Here is a 16,078-nt window from a genome sequence, read left to right as displayed (position 1 = left end):
TCTTATTTTCGTACAACGGAACAAAACGAGTCCCGGCTTGATGCAATTTGCCAATCGTAACCCCCCGGAACCACCCTACACGAGGAAACTCATGTCACCCACAAACCACAATTTAGCGAACCCCCCGTCTGCTAAGCAGCTCATCCTATAAAGTAAAAAGCGCCACATCTATGAATCACTCCATAAACATAACGCTTTTTTATTATTTTTTAATTTTATGCCATTCTTCCACAGCACTGTTTGTATTTTTTACCGGAACCACATGGGCACGGATCATTTGGGTATACTTTAGCAGCCGCACGTTTCTTTGGTGTATTGGTTGCCGTTTCATCCTTATTAGTACCGGTTACTTTCGCAACCTGCTCGCGCTCTACCTTCTGCTCGATCTTGACATGGTACAGCAGACGGACTGTATCTTCCTGAATGTTGGCGATCATATCGTCAAACATATCAAATCCTGCCATCTTGTATTCAACCAGCGGATCTCTCTGTCCATATGCCTGTAAGCCGATACCCTGACGAAGCTGATCCATATCATCAATATGATCCATCCACTTGCGGTCGATGACTTTCAACAGTACTACACGCTCTAATTCACGGAACTGCTCCGGCTCCGAGAATTCTGTCTCTTTTGCCTCATACAGTTTCACTGCACGCTCTTTTAAGAGATGTTTTAATTCTTTGTTGTTCTTAACACTGTCCACATCAGCAGCATTTACAGGCTCTAATGGGATAATATCTGTCAGAAGCTGATTTAACTCGTTTAAATCCCACTCTTCTTTCGGCAGCTCAGAAGAAATGCAGGTATCCACACAGCTCTCAACACGGTCTGTGATCATCTTGAAAATCACATCACGCATGTTCTCTCCGTTTAATACACGCATACGCTCTGCATAAATGATCTCTCTCTGATCATTCATAACCTGATCATACTCAAGAAGATTCTTACGGATACCAAAGTTGTTACCCTCAATCTTTGTCTGCGCTTTCTCGATCGCAGAGGTTAACATCTTATGCTGGATCTGTTCATTTTCAGGAACACCCAGTGTATTAAAGATATCCATCAGCTTTTCTGAACCGAACAGACGCATCAGATCATCTTCCAGGGAAATGAAGAACTGGGATTCACCCGGATCTCCCTGACGTCCGGAACGTCCACGCAGCTGATTATCAATACGTCTTGACTCATGGCGCTCTGTACCAATAACTTTTAATCCGCCAGCCTCTTTTGCATCATCATCCAGTTTAATATCCGTACCACGACCAGCCATATTTGTAGCGATCGTTACCGCACCGTGCTGTCCTGCTGCGGCTACGATTTCAGCCTCAAGTTCATGGAACTTCGCATTCAAAACAGTATGTGGGATTCCCTCTCTCTTTAACATCGCACTGATCGTCTCAGATACATCGATCGTGATCGTACCAACCAGTACCGGCTGTCCCTTTGCGTGGGCAGCTTTTACTTCCTCGACAACTGCATGATATTTTTCTTTCTTTGTCTTATAAACAGCATCCTGTTTGTCCACACGGATGACCGGTCTGTTGGTCGGGATCTCGATAACATCCATGCCATAGATATCACGGAACTCTTTTTCCTCAGTCAGTGCCGTACCTGTCATACCGGATTTTTTGTCAAATTTATTAAAGAAGTTCTGGAACGTGATCGTTGCAAGAGTCTTGCTCTCACGTTTTACTTTTACATGCTCTTTTGCCTCGATTGCCTGATGCAGACCATCCGAGTAACGGCGTCCCGGCATGATACGTCCGGTAAACTCATCAACGATCAGTACCTCATCATCTTTTACAACGTAATCCTGATCGCGGAACATCAGGTTGTGTGCACGCAGCGCAAGAATCACATTGTGCTGGATCTCAAGATTTTCTGCATCTGCAAGGTTACCGATCTTGAAGAACTGCTCAACTTTTTTCACACCCTCCTGTGTCAGGCTGACAACCTTGTCCTTCTCATTGACAAGGAAATCACCTGTTTCTTCCTGCTCGATACCCATAATAGCATCCATCTTGGAATACTCCGGTACATCCTCGCCACGTTTCATCTGCTGTGCTAAGATGTCACAAGCCTCATAAAGACGGGTGGATTTGCCGCTCTGTCCGGAAATGATAAGCGGTGTACGTGCCTCGTCGATCAATACGGAATCGACCTCATCGATGATCGCATAATGAAGACCTCTCTGAACAAGCTGTTCCTTATAAATAACCATGTTGTCTCTCAGATAATCAAATCCGAGCTCATTGTTTGTTACATAGGTGATATCGCAGTTATATGCCTCACGGCGCTCATCATTGGTCATGGAGTTTAAAACTACTCCGACTTTTAAGCCAAGGAACTCATGAACCTGTCCCATCCACTCAGAGTCACGCTTTGCAAGGTAATCGTTAACTGTTACAATGCACACACCCTTGCCCTCTAAGGCGTTCAAGTATGCAGGAAGCGTAGAAACAAGTGTCTTACCTTCACCAGTCTTCATCTCTGCGATACGGCCCTGATGTAAGATAATACCACCAATGATCTGTACACGGTAGTGTTCCATTCCAAGTACACGCTTTGCTGCTTCACGGACAGTTGCATATGCCTCCGGAAGAAGATCATCAAGTGTCTCTCCTTTTTCCAGTCTCTCTTTATATTCTTTCGTCTTGTCTCTTAATTCTTCATCGGACAGCGCTCCCATAGCGTCACGGTATGACTCCACTTTATCAACGAGTGGATAAATTCTTTTTAACTCGCGTTCGCTGTGCGTTCCGAATAACTTTGTAAATGCGCTCATAAAAACTCCTATTCCTGGCTATTTCTCAAATTTGCAAGTCCTTTTACAGGCTAAACCTTGCACAATATTGTCATTGTAACACTTTTCCCTTATTACCACAACCAAAATAGGGGTAAACGTTTTGTGAATTTTTTATTAACGTTAGAAAGAATCCTGTCCGGAGGTTTTTTTATGTAAGCGGGAATTTCAACGAATTTTCCGCTTACATAAAAAAGTCCTTGCACTGCTGCACACTTGTGTTTATACTCTTACTGAATCGCAGTTTCTGCGACGGCACACAGACTATGATCTATAACAAAGGAGGAATCTGATATGACTTATTCTTATAAAACAAAAGGAACCTGCTCCACACAGATCGACTTAGAACTGGATGGAAATGTTGTCCACAACGTAAAGTTTACCGGTGGATGCAACGGTAATCTGCAGGCAATCCCAAAATTAGTGGAAGGTCTTACCGTTGAACAGGTAGAAGAAAAAATCGGCGGCATCCGCTGTGGCGGACGTCCTACTTCCTGTGGCGACCAGCTTGCAAAAGCATGCCGTGAGGCATTAGAGGCATCCAAAAACGCATAAGACCTCCGATATACCTTTCTGTTATCTGGTATGAATATAAGAGAATGCCACAAACATTCTATAGTCATGAATAAGCTGGCACTTTTATGATGAAACAACTCATAAATGTGCCAGTCTTTTTATACTCTTTTACGGCTCCTGCAGCACCGGCTGGATCTGTCTGCCCTGCAATGCCGCCTCAATTGTTTCCGGAAGCAGTTCCATCTTCGCAACCATGGAATTTGGTTTGCTCTTATAATTATCCTGTCCAAACGGCACAAAATAAATATTTTTCATATTCATCAACATACCGATATTTTTAAAACCTGCTCCAAGGGCATCATTTGTGGAAATCGCAATGACAAGCGGTTTTCCGTTCCGCATATGTGCCTTTGCCGCCATCAGTACCGGTGTATCAATGATTCCTCCGGTCAGTTTTGCTGCGGTATTGCCGGTACAGGGTGCGATCACCATAATATCGAGAAAATTATTCGGTCCGATCGGCTCTGCGGCACAGATAGAGCGTATCCCTTCATTTCCGGTAATCTCACATATTTCTTCCACATATTCTTTTGCACTTCCAAATCTGGTATCACAGGTCTGTGCCTGAAATGAGAAAATCGGGATCACATTTGCTCCCATCCCGCAAAGAAACTCCACCTCTTTTTTCGCTTTTGCAAATGTACAGAAGGAACCTGTGATCCCAAAACCAATATTATATTTATCAAAATCCATCAAATCTTTTCCCCCTGTTTTTGCTGTAAAATAAAACGTTCCACAGAACGCTCTAATATATATGCACTCTCTTTTGGCGCATATTTTCCTGGGATTCCAAGCACATGATCTGCATGGATACCATATTCCCTTGCACAAGCAAAATCCGTGCCGCCCTCCCCCGATGCAATATCCACAATATAAGCATCTCTTGGAAGTTCTTTTATGATCTTTTCTGTGATGACAAGCGCCGGAACCGTATTGACAACCATTGCAGCTCCCATTGCCTCCTCCGGCCCAAATGCAAAATCTACCGCATAGAAACCATCTTCTTTTGCTGCCTTTCGTACTTCCCTCCTTCTTGCAAGCACCGTCACACGCGCTCTGAGTGCTCCTAGTCTTTTCGCGATCGCCTTTCCGCAATATCCGTACCCGGTCACAAGCACTTTTGCCTCATCAATATTATACGGACTTTTTTCCACCAGTTGTGCGATCGTTCCCTCTGCTGTTGCCACGGCATTCTCCTCTGTCACAACTGTATCTTCCATAAAATCCAGAAAATGAATATCTCTTCCTGTTAATAGCGCTCTCTGCTCTTTCGAAAAACATCCTCCCATCACAAGTGTTTTCTTTTGCAGATTTTTATTTAATATATCATAAAAAAGTTCCTGTTCCGGTACCTTCTGCACCGGGATTGGAAGAATCAGTACATCTGCCTTATCCAGAAAACGTTTCAGCTTCTCTAACTGCTGCAATGCCGTCTCACGATTTCTGATATCAAGGCAGCGCACGTTATAACCCTTTTTTGTCAATATCTCAGCAAGATAAACCTGACGCATATCACTGATCAGAAGAATTGTCTGTCTGTCCATGCAAACTCCTTTACGCTCCCTTTACATTATTATATGAACCATTTGTTCCTGCTGTTCCTTGTTGTTTTCTTTCTGCTGTTATTCTTTCTATTTTTATCCAGATGCTCATTCCCTCCTTTGTTTCTTTTGTTGCAATATTCTGAATTTTTCTTTATTTTTACGCAATTATTTCTTAGTTTTTATTTTTTTTACTTTTTTTCTATTTTTTTATTGACAAATATATTTTTATCAGATATAATCAAATTACAAAATAACAAAAGAGATAAGAAAGAAAACAAAACGATTGCAGAAGAGGCAATCAGAAAGGAAGGTACAGACCACCGGAAACATAATGATTTACCTCAAACGATACTAAAAGAAAAGAGGTACAGACCACCAGAAAGATAACGATTTACACCAAACGATACTAAGAAAGAGAGGTACGGACCACCAAAAACGTAAACGCATTCGTTTTTTCATTCAAAAGAGGAAAGAAAACATGACGATCCTAAAAAAGGATTTACGAATCAGTATCAGACGAAATTCTCAGATATGATACGATATCAGGAGTCATAAGAATAACAGATCCGGATTGAAGATGAAGCGAAGAAGTACAAACGAATCTGAGACAAGCTCAGAAAATACAAATGAATTGAGGTAAAGTCCCATGGACGAGATAGTTTAGAAGGCGGCATCGCATGAATGAATTCCATACGGTGTCGCCTTCATTGTGTGTCACAGCAGTTCTGGCTTTACGCTGCATATACTCTCCTGCAGCCGGAAATAAAGTTCCGCCGCAGGTTTCTTTTTTATAACTGGGTCACTACAAAAATATCATAGATCGCACGGATCGCATTTTCAAAATCTGCATTGCTGACACCGATGATAATATTCAGTTCAGAAGATCCCTGATCGATCATCTTGACATTGATGTTTGCGTGTGCAAGTGCGGAGAAAATTCTTCCCGCAGTTCCACGGGTAGATTTCATACCACGTCCAACGACTGCTATCAATGCCAGATCTCCCTCTAACTCAATGCTGTCCGGCTTTGCAAGGCGATGGATCGCGGAGATCACGGACTGCTCTTTGCCCTCAAACTCCGGCTGATGAACAAAGATCGTCATTGTATCGATACCGGATGGCATATGCTCAAATGAGATTCCATTTTCCTCAAATGCGGATAATACTTTTCTTCCAAAACCAACTTCGGAGTTCATCATATCTTTATCAATGTTAACGGAGACAAAACCTTTCTTTCCGGCAATACCTGTGATCGTGTATTTTGACTGGTGGCAGGTACTCTCAACAATCCAAGTTCCTGCGTCATCCGGCGCGTTGGTATTACGGATGTTGATCGGGATACCGGCTTTGCGGACCGGAAATACCGCATCCTCATGCAGCACACTTGCTCCCATATAGGAAAGCTCTCTTAACTCGCGGTAAGTGATCGTCTTGATCGTTTCCGGATGGTCGATGATTCTTGGATCTGCAACCAGAAAACCGGATACGTCTGTCCAGTTCTCATAGCAGGACGCATGTACAGCCCTTGAAACGATAGATCCGGTAATATCAGAACCGCCTCTTGAAAATGTACGGACACTTCCATCCGGATTAGAACCATAAAATCCAGGAATTACTGCTCGCTCGATCTTTGCAAGACGCTTGCCAAGTACCTTATCCGTTTTTTCTGCATCAAAATTTCCCTCTTTATCAAAGAAAATCACTTCTGCAGCATCTACAAACTCATAGCCAAGGTAATTTGCCATGATGATACCGTTTAAATATTCTCCACGTGAAGCTGCATAATCCACACCGGCTTTATTTTTGAAATTTTCTGCAATTTTCTTAAACTCATCTTCCAATGATAATTTCAGATTCAGACCATTGATAATTGTGTCATAGCGGTCTTTGATCTTCATAAGCGACACACGGAAATCTTCATCTGCCTCCACCAGGTCATAACATGCATATAACATATCGGTAACCTTAGTGTCTTTGGAATTTCTTTTTCCCGGTGCACTCGGAACTACATATCTTCTCTCTTTATCTGCGTTGATAATTTTACCAACCTTTGCAAACTGTTCTGCACTTGCAAGAGAGCTGCCGCCAAATTTCACAACTTTAATCATTTTCTTCTGAACCTCCACTTACTTTCGCGTGTAAGAAAACACCCGATACTATCCATATAATGAATATATATTATCATAAATGCAGTTTCCGTCAAATGATTTTTCCGATTTTTAGTTCCATGGAATCAAAAATTTTTGTATTTTTCTATATTATGTCAACTTTTCATTACCTGTACTTATAAGTACTTTAAATTCAGGTAATACCAACCGGTCCTATCAGCACTTCGCGCGCTACAAAAAGCGACAGATCCGGTCTCGTCGCCATCTTCCATTTCACCAGTGTAAGCTGCATATCTGTGATTTCAATTCCAGTAATGCCATACGGATGCACGCAGCTCCCGGCATTCAGGTACAGACTGCCGTCTGCCGGCAGCCTTGGACGGTGGGAATGTCCGGCCGCCAGATAGCAGTCATGCTCTTTTGTCCAGTTATCTAAACATTTTTCATATTTTAAGGTCTTTTTATAATTCCGCGCCGCACTCGTCGGATCACTGACGCCAAAATGCTCTAACGGTTTCCAGAAATACCGCACCAGAAAACGGGATAATTTCCAGCAGACTGAGTTAAAAAAATCTGCCTGATGCCCGTGGATCATGCAGATATCCCTGCCTCCCTCACAGTTATCTAAGATCATTGCTTCCCCTAACATGCCTTTCATTTCCATATTGTGATTTCCGTAAATGCGGTATATCCGGCACTGTTTCTGCAGTGTTTCAAACCGGCAGTAGACATCCTGATGACTCTCCTCAATGCGGGAAAGATGCCTGTTTTCCCACAATTCCTCCCCGTCACCGAGTTCAAAATAGGTAAAACCATGCGCGATATAGTAGTTTAACGCCGCCATATACAGATGCTGGTTTCTCAAGAAATTATCATTTGCCCCTCCCTCTCCCCGGTGGCAGTCGCTGATGATGATATAACGACTGCAACTGTTAAGCGGAAGATGGACTGCTTCTGAAAGCGCTTTATCGATCCGCATCTGACAGGAAAAGGGCGGATATCTTTTCTTATTTTCCATGCTTCCATCCCCGCATCCGAAACGCATGTTTCAAACACCACGGAAGCTGATAGTATAAAAATAAAAGACGGTCAGGTGTAGCAATAAACGGATGTGTGAACAGACGGTAAAGGAAACAGCAGAAACAGTTCCAAGCCTGCACCATGCAGCGCCAAACGGACGCACAGAATTTGTGTTTCATACAGAAATCCATTCTGACATAAACTTCATTGCGGCAGATCCGGTATTTATTCCCCGGTATTTTTCCTTTCGCCCGCTTTAATCCCTCAAAAAATGCTTCTGCCATGCATTCATTCTGAAACCGTATTGTCGTCACCAATATCAGATCCGATGGTCTCGAAAATGTCCCCATCCCAAATCCGGTCAGCCACCAGTGCCGCTTCTGCAGGAAATAAACTTTTTTCCGCCTGCGGTCTAGCCTGCACTGGATAAACGGCATATCCTGATCTTCCACCGCCTCAAAATGGGCGATCCTGTAATATCGTTCCGGGACGACCTTTCCCGCATGATATACGCCAACCTCTCCTCCGGTATTGATGCCATACTGCCCCTTCCAGAATTCGATCAGCCATGTTTCGCCAGCATAATCAAAATAGATAGGCAGTGCATCAAACACCATGCCTGCTCCCACTGCTGCCCTGTCGTAAAGCGCCTCATACCCCTGTTTTCTCTGCCACGCATCTTCCCTCGACGTGAACACGTCTTCACACGGCACATAACAAAAGCCGAATGGTTCTGCGAGTTCATTCAGAAGCTGAATTTTCTCTGCAGCACACATCCGGCGTATTTTTCTCTTACTTTTTTCTCTTTTTACCGTGATGATCACTGCTGCAATCAGTAAAACAAGCAGGATCACCACAATACATCCAATTTTTATCACATTAAAATCTGGCATTTTTCCCTCCTGCATATTTTTTTCAGGAATTCACATCCTGTACTATAAGATATGCAGGGAAAAATGGTTTGGCATCAGAATCAGCGCCTATACATACTTCTTTAAAGTAGCACGCACTGCGCCCACCCCGGCGATCAGTTCTTTAAAATACTGCACCGTCAGTCCGGCAAGACCGGCCTCATAAAGATCCACACCAAAGATAGTACGGTTTGTCAGCAATGGCCGGATCATTCCTTCCACATCTGTATCACCAAATTTGATACCGGCAACGACCGGACAGACGGTCTCAAGCAGTGGATCCGGGCTTAACTCAAATTTTTCGCCATTATCATCAACTGCCATGAGATACCGAAGCCATCCAGCAAATACCAGTGGGATCAGTTTTAAGTTTTTGATATCCTTATCTTTTGATGCAAGATAATTTTTCACAGTTTCTCCAAAGCGGATCGCAAGTTTCTGTGAAGTATCTGTGGCAATACGCTGTGGTGTATCCGGCATAAACGGATTTGGTATGCGGACATTTAACACGGTATCAATAAACTCTTTCGGATCAAGGATACCCGGATCCACAACGACCGGAAGTCCCTCGGTATATCCGATTCTCTCCACCATTTTCCGAAGCTCTGCATCTTTCATTTCATCGGAGATCTTTGTGTAGCCAAGCAGACAGCCAAACACTGCAAGAGCCGTGTGAAGCGGATTCAAGCAGGTGCAGACTTTCATTTTTTCCACCTTGTCAACGGTTGCGCGGTCGGTAAACATGATGCCGCCCTTTTCCAGCTCCGGGCGTCCGTTCGGGAACCAGTCCTCAATCACTAAATATTCACATTCCTCTGCATTCACAAATGGAGCTACATAGGTGTTTTTGGATGTAACGACCGGATCAAGCCCATCGATCTCATCTTTCTTTAAGATCTCTTCCACGGAAGCATCCGGTCTCGGCGTGATCTTATCGATCATAGACCATGGGAACGAAACCTTTTCCCTTTCATTGATATAGTTTACAAAATCTTTCTCTGCAAGACCGTTTTCTGCCCATTTTTCGGCAAATGTATGGATTGCCGCATATAATTTATCCCCGTTATGGGAGCAGTTGTCCATGGATACCATGGCGATCGGAAGCTGTCCGTTTTTAAAACGTGTGTATAAAAGAGATGCAACTTTTCCGATATAGCTTGCAGGTTTCTCCGGGCCGGCTGCAAAATCGGCAGCGACTGCCGGAAGCAGTTCTCCTTTTCCGTTTACCAGACTGTATCCCTTTTCTGTGATGGTAAAGGATACCATCTGCAAGGACTGTTTGCAGAAAATCTCTTTTAATCTGCCATACTCGCCCTCATTTTCCGAATCGAGGATACAGGACTCCACAACAGAACCGACAACTGTTTTTTCGACGCTTCCATCTGCCTTTAATGTGACAAGAATGGAATAATCATCATGCGGACGGTTCATTTTTTCAATGATCTCATAATCAAAACCTTCCGCTACGATCAGGCCTGTTTCCATTTCCCCTCTGTTTAAGATATTCTGCATTACATTTGCCTGAAATGCACGGAAAATATTTCCTGCACCAAAGTGAATCCAGCACGGATTTTCTCTGGTTGCCTCTGTTACTGCTGCACGGTCAAACTGCGGAAGCTGATATCCCTTTGCTTCCCACTGTGCCCTGTCTTTTAAACCAAGTGTACTTAATTCCATAGCTTTTCCTTTCTCCATTGTTCAACGTTTTTTGATATGTTTATTATAAGTGAATCCCCTTAAGACATCCAATAGAGTTGCTTGTTGTTCACATTGCAAAAATTGCGATTCTGTGGTAAATTTTTTATATCAGATCGTCACTTTTTCCTTATATTTGAAATATTTCAGAGGATTTTACCATGCGCAGACAGTTACAGTCTCCTTTTAATGAACGACAGTATATGCTGTCCAAAGATTTTGAAATTTACTATTATAATGACAACCACTTTTATGGCGTGACAGATCACACTCACGATTACTATGAATTCTATTTTTTTCTGGAGGGAAATGTAACGATCTCCATTGAAAAGGAACATCACCATCTGAAACCGGGGGATATGGTCTTCATTCCCCCTGGTATTCACCACCATGTGTCCAGTGTGGGGGAAACACTTCCCTATCAGCGTTTTGTTTTCTGGATCAGTCAGGATTACTGTCAGAAACTGAAAGAATTATCCAAAGACTATGTTTATCTGATCGAACATGCACAGGATACCCATCATTTTATTTATCACTATGATGTCGTGGCTTTCAATGCGCTTTCCGCAAAGATTTTCCGGCTGATCGAGGAGATCCATGCGGACCGTTTTGGAAAAGCTGCCAAGATCGAGCTCTGCGTGAACGATCTGATGCTCCACATCAACCGGGCTGTCTATGAGGCAGAACATCCTGCAGCCCGCAAAGATGCCTCTGGTCTGTATGACGGCATCCTGCAATACATTGAATCTCATCTGGATGAGGATCTCTCCTTAGACAGCCTCTCCAAAGCTTTTTTTGTGAGCAAATACCATATTTCCCATATTTTTAAGGATAACTTTGGAATATCCGTCCATCAGTATATTACTAAAAAAAGGTTATCCATGTGCAGGGATGCCATTCTCAGCAATGAAAATATCACAAAAATCTACCTGATGTACGGATTCAAAGATTACACCAGTTTTTTTCGTGCATTCAAAAAAGAGTATGGCATCTCACCCAAAGAATATAAGGAACTTTATGCGCAGAAACCGCAGTAGAATCTACCGCTCTGTTTTAGTGTTAGAGGGAACCCATGGGCATTTTTTTGCAACTTCGCTGTTATAATGCTCCAATTCCCTCATCTGTGCTACGATATGGTTCATATCCATGCGCTCCACCAATTTTTCAATGATTTCCACACCCTCTTTTGCAAGTGTTTCCCTCGCTGCTTCATCTGCAATGACCGATGTACTCATGTGGTCTTTTTTCTCGCCAAAATAATAACCGATCGCAGCACTCTGATATGCCAGTCCGAAAATATCCTCAAATCCGGCACAGGACTGCGGCTCGTTATGCGCATACTCCGTTGTGAGCGGCACGTCACTTAATCGGTTCATTTTCTGATAAGCTCCCACTGTAATTGCGTGGAAACTGTCCATTGATGTAAAAATATCCCTTGCATTTTTCATCATCTGCATGGTGAGGTCCATATATAAAATCGGCACTCCGGTCTCATCAAAGAAATCCCGCACCATCGGACTGCATGTCATATGTGCCGGGCCGTGAAAACTGATGTAGATCTGGCGTTTGAATCCCTGGCGCAACAGGCTTTTTGCCACCGCCATCAAATAGTCGATTCCTTCCCGCACACTCACCTGGACGGTTCCCCTGCCGCTTGCCGTTGCGCCTGCGTAAAAATACGGAAGTCCTGTCAATACCAGCCCGTCACACGCCTCTGCCATCTCCAGTGCAAATGCCTCACTGATGGTGGTTTCTGAATCCAGTGGAAATCCCCCGTGCATCTCTACCGTTCCGACCGGTACAATGATAATGTCATTTCTGGAAAGATATTCTTCCACCTCATCATTTAACATTCTAGGTAATATTCTTGTTCTCATATGTTTCCTCCTGTTTTTGAGGGATGTGGTATGTTTTCGGCTCTCCCTCTTTTTTCTTATAAGTGAAATAATTTTTCTGCATTTGTACGGCAGATTTTTTCATAGGCACTCCGGCTGAGTCTTCCTGCGTGTTCCTGCTCATCCAGCCAGTTTCCAAGCGGAAATGTCATTTCACAATTTGCCATATCTGTTCCAAACAGCAACCGGTCCTGATATTTTTCCAGAAAAGCCAGCCCAAATTCTTCGTCACGCATGATTGCACATCCGCCACTGTTTGCGGACAGATCTCCATATAAATTTTCATAGGTTTCAAACAGATATGGCAGTCTGCCGCCGGGACATACAGCTTCCTCTCCCCATTTCATCCGTTCCTTTGGGGTCGCCGGTGCATCTTTTGAAATTTCATGCCAGAATGGCTGACTGTGCCCGATGAACTTTAATCCTTTATAACGCTTTAAATTTTCCTCCAGCAGCGGGAGCCCCGGCCCGTCCACAACCCCATACTGAAAGCCCTCTTTCGGACTCATGTGAAAAAGAACAGGTAATTTTAATTCTTCTGCCACCTCAAATACACTCTGTAAAAATGGAGCATCCAGCCTCTGGTTTACCATCAGTTCCCCGATTCCGACCGCACCGCTCTCTTTACAGGCTAAGATCCGTTTATACACATCTGTCTGGTTTTTTGCATCCACATTGCACATCCAGTGGAACTTCTTGGGGAACTGTTCACAGATGCGTTTACACTCCTCATTTGCTGCAACCAGGATCTGCTCATTTTCCTGTTCGCCGGAAGATAACACGATTCCCTGTTCAATTCCAAGTTCCTCTAAGTGCGGCAGCATCTGTGCCGCACTGGAAAGGAACATGGTATCTGTTTTCGGATACTGCTGTAATGTCAGATGAAGATGAATATCAATTTTTTTCAATCTAATCTCCTCTTTACTATTCACGTCTTTGTTTTAATTCCGCATACATTTCTTTGGTCTGTTCCTTATCCAGATTAAAGATTGCGCCGATACCAATGAGTTCCAGCACACAGGTCAGCACCGGGATCAATGCCACTAACATGTAGATATTGTTTATGGTTGCATCTGACTGCACCACATTATTTCCAGAAATATATCCGATCGCCTGGAGTCCGAAGGAAACACCTGCGGAAGCAATGGTGGAACCGATTTTACGGCTGAACGTATAAAGGGAATACATCGAGCCATCACTTCTCTCATAGAACTTCCACTCACTGTAATCCAGACAGTCTGTGACAAGCGCCCAGATCAGCATGGTAAATACGGTCTGTCCGATCATTGCCAGTACATTCAGTACCGAATAAACATAAACGTTTGGTATTTTTACGGCAAAAATGATTACACTGAGCACGGTACTGCTGATTACGCCAAACATCAATGTCGTTTTCTTTCCAAACTTTGCAACCAGTTTTGGCACAAGCGGGAAACAGATGATAATGATCGGCACACTTGCAAGACTAAGCAGAGTCATTGCAGAGGTATTTCCATAGTACTCTTTGAATACATAACTTCTAATCTGGTTTGAACCGGTGATATAGAGCATACTTCCAATGGTTGCAACCATGACACCGATCAGTGGCCTATTTTTTACGACTGCTTTCAACACATTTCCATAATTGAACTTTTCTGTATTCTGTTTCTTTTCCTCACGCACACGCTCTGTCGTTAAATGTAACAGCAGGCAGTAGCAGACCACACTTAAAATTCCAAAAATAACTGCCAGAAGTGTAAATCTTTCCGGGATAATGTTGCTTTCGCTGTCAAAACAGACTACCGGCACAAAGGATAACGCTGCAATTCCCACAAATGTTCCGCCAAGACTTCTTGCCCTTGAGAGTTTACTCCGGTCAATCGGATCTGTGCTGACCACACTTGCCATCGCACCAAACGGCATGGAAGTTCCGGTATAGCTCATTCCATATAAGACATACACAAAAGCGACCCACGCATGAAGTGCAACACCTTCAAACGGCACTTTGGAAAAACAAAGCACACCTGACAACGCCAGCGGTATCATAAATATTTTAATCCACGGTTTGAATTTATCTCCTGATTTTCCAAGCATCCAACGGTCCGGAAAAGAACCCATGATCGGGTCATTTACTGCATCCCAGAGTCTCGCTGCAAGGAACAGGGAACCCATCCACGCCGGACTGATTCCCAGCACATAAGTACAAAACGTCAAAAAATATGCGTCTACAAATAAATTGACAAAACTGCCCGCCATATCTCCAAACACATATCCGATCTCATCCCTTTTTGAAAAGGGTCTTACATTTCTTTTATTCATAAATTTTTCTCCTTCTGGTATTTGTACGCGCGCATTGGTTTTGTGTCTGTACATTTCACAAGAACCGATATCCTTATGATACATTTGCTTTATTGCAATTTAAATTGCATTTATACCAAAATACATTGCATATCTTACATTTATTGTGCTACAATATTTGTAGGATTGTATAAATATAACAAATCAGAACAGGAGTTTTTATGAAATATAGCCAAATGAAACGTTTTTTAATGGAACATAAGGATTCGATGAAGCCTCCGTATATTTCCACGCTCGATGGCATCCTGACTGCCGGTGGGGAATTGATCGGATACCAGGAACTGGAAATGGACAGCCCCTATCTGGATGTACATGAGGATACCAGTTACACGAAAGACTATGTAACCCTCCACAGCCACGAGTTTTACGAACTTCTTTTCTGCCGCAGTGGAAACTTGCAATATCTCATTGGAAACACCCGTTACCAGATCCGCAAAAATGATATCATCCTCGTTCCCCCCGGCACCAGCCACCGCCCTTTATTTTTAGAGCAGCTTCGGGAACCCTATCAGAGAACCGTACTCTGGATCAACAACGATTTTTTTGAGACCTGTAAGCAGAACTTCTTTGCGGATGCAGGCTCCTCCCAATATGCACCACAAAAGCAGCTCCCCTATGTCATCCGCCCGGAAGGAACACTCTTAAACCAGATCGACCAGCTTCTGGCTGCACTGTTGTACGAGGGTTCCACCATGCGTCTTGGAAGCGAGCTCTACCGCATGGGGCTTTTTCTGCAGTTGTTCTGTCTGTTTTACCGTATGAACGACCATCCGCAGTCAGACATCCCCAAACCGGAGAATACAGGCCTGTTAGACCAGATTCTCAACTACATTGAATTGCATTTATCCGAAGACCTCAGCCTCGCATCTATTTCAGCGCAGTTTATGGTAAGCCAGTCGACAGTAAGCCAGCTTTTTAAAAAGCAGCTTGACACCGGCTTTTACAAAATCGTTACCCAGCGGAGACTGATCGAATCTAAAAATCTGATCAATTCCGGCATTCCATTGAAAGAAGTTGCCGAACAGTGCGGCTTTTGTGATTATTCTGTTTTTTACAAAGCGTTTGTGAAAGAATATGGCATCTCTCCACGCAGCTTCCGGACCCGTGAAAAAGAAACGCATGATTTTTACTGATGTGGATTCAGGTGTCAAAAGGTAACTTCAGATTTTTTGACTGGCAAATAATGCC

Annotated in this window: 13 protein-coding genes; 3 read left to right on the top strand and 10 right to left on the bottom strand. The window is 43.4% G+C overall.

Going from position 1 to position 16,078, the window contains the following annotated elements:
• Positions 1 to 215: 215 nt before the first annotated feature.
• On the bottom strand, positions 216 to 2,786 hold the full coding sequence (gene secA, locus DW650_RS16545) for a preprotein translocase subunit SecA (RefSeq protein ID WP_118210557.1): 2,571 nt from the start codon (positions 2,784 to 2,786) through the stop codon (positions 216 to 218).
• Positions 2,787 to 3,098: 312 nt separating this feature from the next.
• Between secA and DW650_RS16540 the strand changes: the two genes are divergently transcribed.
• Positions 3,099 to 3,359, top strand: a complete 261-nt coding sequence (locus DW650_RS16540) for a TIGR03905 family TSCPD domain-containing protein (protein ID WP_117920732.1) — start codon at positions 3,099 to 3,101, stop codon at positions 3,357 to 3,359.
• 129 nt (positions 3,360 to 3,488) lie between these two features.
• Here the strand turns inward: DW650_RS16540 and DW650_RS16535 are convergent, their stop codons facing one another.
• The 6 genes from DW650_RS16535 to DW650_RS16510 form a co-directional block, all read right to left on the bottom strand.
• Positions 3,489 to 4,073, bottom strand: coding sequence for a dipicolinate synthase subunit B (locus DW650_RS16535; protein WP_117920731.1), 585 nt, complete (start codon positions 4,071 to 4,073; stop codon positions 3,489 to 3,491).
• On the bottom strand, positions 4,073 to 4,924 hold the full coding sequence (locus tag DW650_RS16530) for a dipicolinate synthase subunit DpsA (RefSeq protein WP_118210556.1): 852 nt from the start codon (positions 4,922 to 4,924) through the stop codon (positions 4,073 to 4,075). Before DW650_RS16530 ends, DW650_RS16535 begins: the two co-directional genes overlap by 1 nt.
• 788 nt (positions 4,925 to 5,712) lie before the next feature.
• Positions 5,713 to 7,032, bottom strand: a complete 1,320-nt coding sequence (locus DW650_RS16525) for an aspartate kinase (RefSeq protein ID WP_117920729.1) — start codon at positions 7,030 to 7,032, stop codon at positions 5,713 to 5,715.
• Positions 7,033 to 7,225: 193 nt separating this feature from the next.
• Positions 7,226 to 8,050: a metallophosphoesterase family protein gene (locus tag DW650_RS16520; protein ID WP_117920728.1), complete on the bottom strand. Its 825-nt coding sequence runs from the start codon at positions 8,048 to 8,050 to the stop codon at positions 7,226 to 7,228.
• Positions 8,040 to 8,945 (bottom strand): DUF4474 domain-containing protein, encoded by a 906-nt coding sequence (locus DW650_RS16515; protein WP_243006814.1) that lies wholly within the window; start codon positions 8,943 to 8,945, stop codon positions 8,040 to 8,042. The genes DW650_RS16520 and DW650_RS16515 overlap by 11 nt, the downstream gene beginning before the upstream one ends.
• An 87-nt stretch (positions 8,946 to 9,032) precedes the next feature.
• On the bottom strand, positions 9,033 to 10,640 hold the full coding sequence (locus tag DW650_RS16510; RefSeq protein ID WP_117920726.1) for a mannitol dehydrogenase family protein: 1,608 nt from the start codon (positions 10,638 to 10,640) through the stop codon (positions 9,033 to 9,035).
• Positions 10,641 to 10,819: 179 nt separating this feature from the next.
• On the opposite strand from DW650_RS16510, the gene DW650_RS16505 reads away from it, so the two are divergent.
• The gene (locus DW650_RS16505; protein WP_006856715.1) at positions 10,820 to 11,695 is read left to right on the top strand and encodes a helix-turn-helix transcriptional regulator; all 876 of its coding nucleotides are present in this window, start codon (positions 10,820 to 10,822) and stop codon (positions 11,693 to 11,695) included.
• 3 nt (positions 11,696 to 11,698) lie between these two features.
• Here the strand turns inward: DW650_RS16505 and DW650_RS16500 are convergent, their stop codons facing one another.
• From DW650_RS16500 to DW650_RS16490, 3 genes are read right to left on the bottom strand one after another with little or no spacing between them, the layout of a single operon-like run.
• Complete coding sequence (locus tag DW650_RS16500) at positions 11,699 to 12,535, bottom strand: creatininase family protein (protein WP_117920725.1); 837 nt, start codon at positions 12,533 to 12,535, stop codon at positions 11,699 to 11,701.
• A 56-nt stretch (positions 12,536 to 12,591) separates the two neighbouring features.
• Positions 12,592 to 13,461, bottom strand: a complete 870-nt coding sequence (locus tag DW650_RS16495; protein ID WP_117920724.1) for an amidohydrolase family protein — start codon at positions 13,459 to 13,461, stop codon at positions 12,592 to 12,594.
• A gap of 16 nt (positions 13,462 to 13,477) precedes the next feature.
• Entirely contained in the window at positions 13,478 to 14,851 is a 1,374-nt protein-coding gene (locus DW650_RS16490) for an MFS transporter (protein ID WP_199654302.1), read from the bottom strand.
• 200 nt (positions 14,852 to 15,051) lie between these two features.
• Here DW650_RS16490 and DW650_RS16485 point away from each other — a divergent pair, with 200 nt between their 5' ends.
• The gene (locus DW650_RS16485; RefSeq protein WP_241070865.1) at positions 15,052 to 16,023 is read left to right on the top strand and encodes an AraC family transcriptional regulator; all 972 of its coding nucleotides are present in this window, start codon (positions 15,052 to 15,054) and stop codon (positions 16,021 to 16,023) included.
• The last annotated feature ends 55 nt before the right edge of the window (positions 16,024 to 16,078 follow it).

The organism is Roseburia sp. AM23-20, assembly GCF_003470905.1.
Lineage (GTDB): Bacteria > Bacillota > Clostridia > Lachnospirales > Lachnospiraceae > Roseburia > Roseburia rectibacter.
Note: the sequence above shows the minus strand (reverse complement) of the source record. Positions and strands in the feature narration are given on the sequence as shown.

Excerpts from the sequence above, each read along its gene's own strand:
- secA (WP_118210557.1), bottom strand. The coding sequence starts at position 2,786 with ATGAGCGCATTTACAAAGTTATTCGGAACGCACAGCGAACGCGAGTTA.
- DW650_RS16540 (WP_117920732.1), top strand. The coding sequence starts at position 3,099 with ATGACTTATTCTTATAAAACAAAAGGAACCTGCTCCACACAGATCGAC.
- DW650_RS16535 (WP_117920731.1), bottom strand. The coding sequence starts at position 4,073 with ATGGATTTTGATAAATATAATATTGGTTTTGGGATCACAGGTTCCTTC.
- DW650_RS16530 (WP_118210556.1), bottom strand. The coding sequence starts at position 4,924 with ATGGACAGACAGACAATTCTTCTGATCAGTGATATGCGTCAGGTTTAT.
- DW650_RS16525 (WP_117920729.1), bottom strand. The coding sequence starts at position 7,032 with ATGATTAAAGTTGTGAAATTTGGCGGCAGCTCTCTTGCAAGTGCAGAA.
- DW650_RS16520 (WP_117920728.1), bottom strand. The coding sequence starts at position 8,050 with ATGGAAAATAAGAAAAGATATCCGCCCTTTTCCTGTCAGATGCGGATC.
- DW650_RS16515 (WP_243006814.1), bottom strand. The coding sequence starts at position 8,945 with ATGCCAGATTTTAATGTGATAAAAATTGGATGTATTGTGGTGATCCTG.
- DW650_RS16510 (WP_117920726.1), bottom strand. The coding sequence starts at position 10,640 with ATGGAATTAAGTACACTTGGTTTAAAAGACAGGGCACAGTGGGAAGCA.
- DW650_RS16505 (WP_006856715.1), top strand. The coding sequence starts at position 10,820 with ATGCGCAGACAGTTACAGTCTCCTTTTAATGAACGACAGTATATGCTG.
- DW650_RS16500 (WP_117920725.1), bottom strand. The coding sequence starts at position 12,535 with ATGAGAACAAGAATATTACCTAGAATGTTAAATGATGAGGTGGAAGAA.
- DW650_RS16490 (WP_199654302.1), bottom strand. The coding sequence starts at position 14,851 with ATGAATAAAAGAAATGTAAGACCCTTTTCAAAAAGGGATGAGATCGGA.
- DW650_RS16485 (WP_241070865.1), top strand. The coding sequence starts at position 15,052 with ATGAAATATAGCCAAATGAAACGTTTTTTAATGGAACATAAGGATTCG.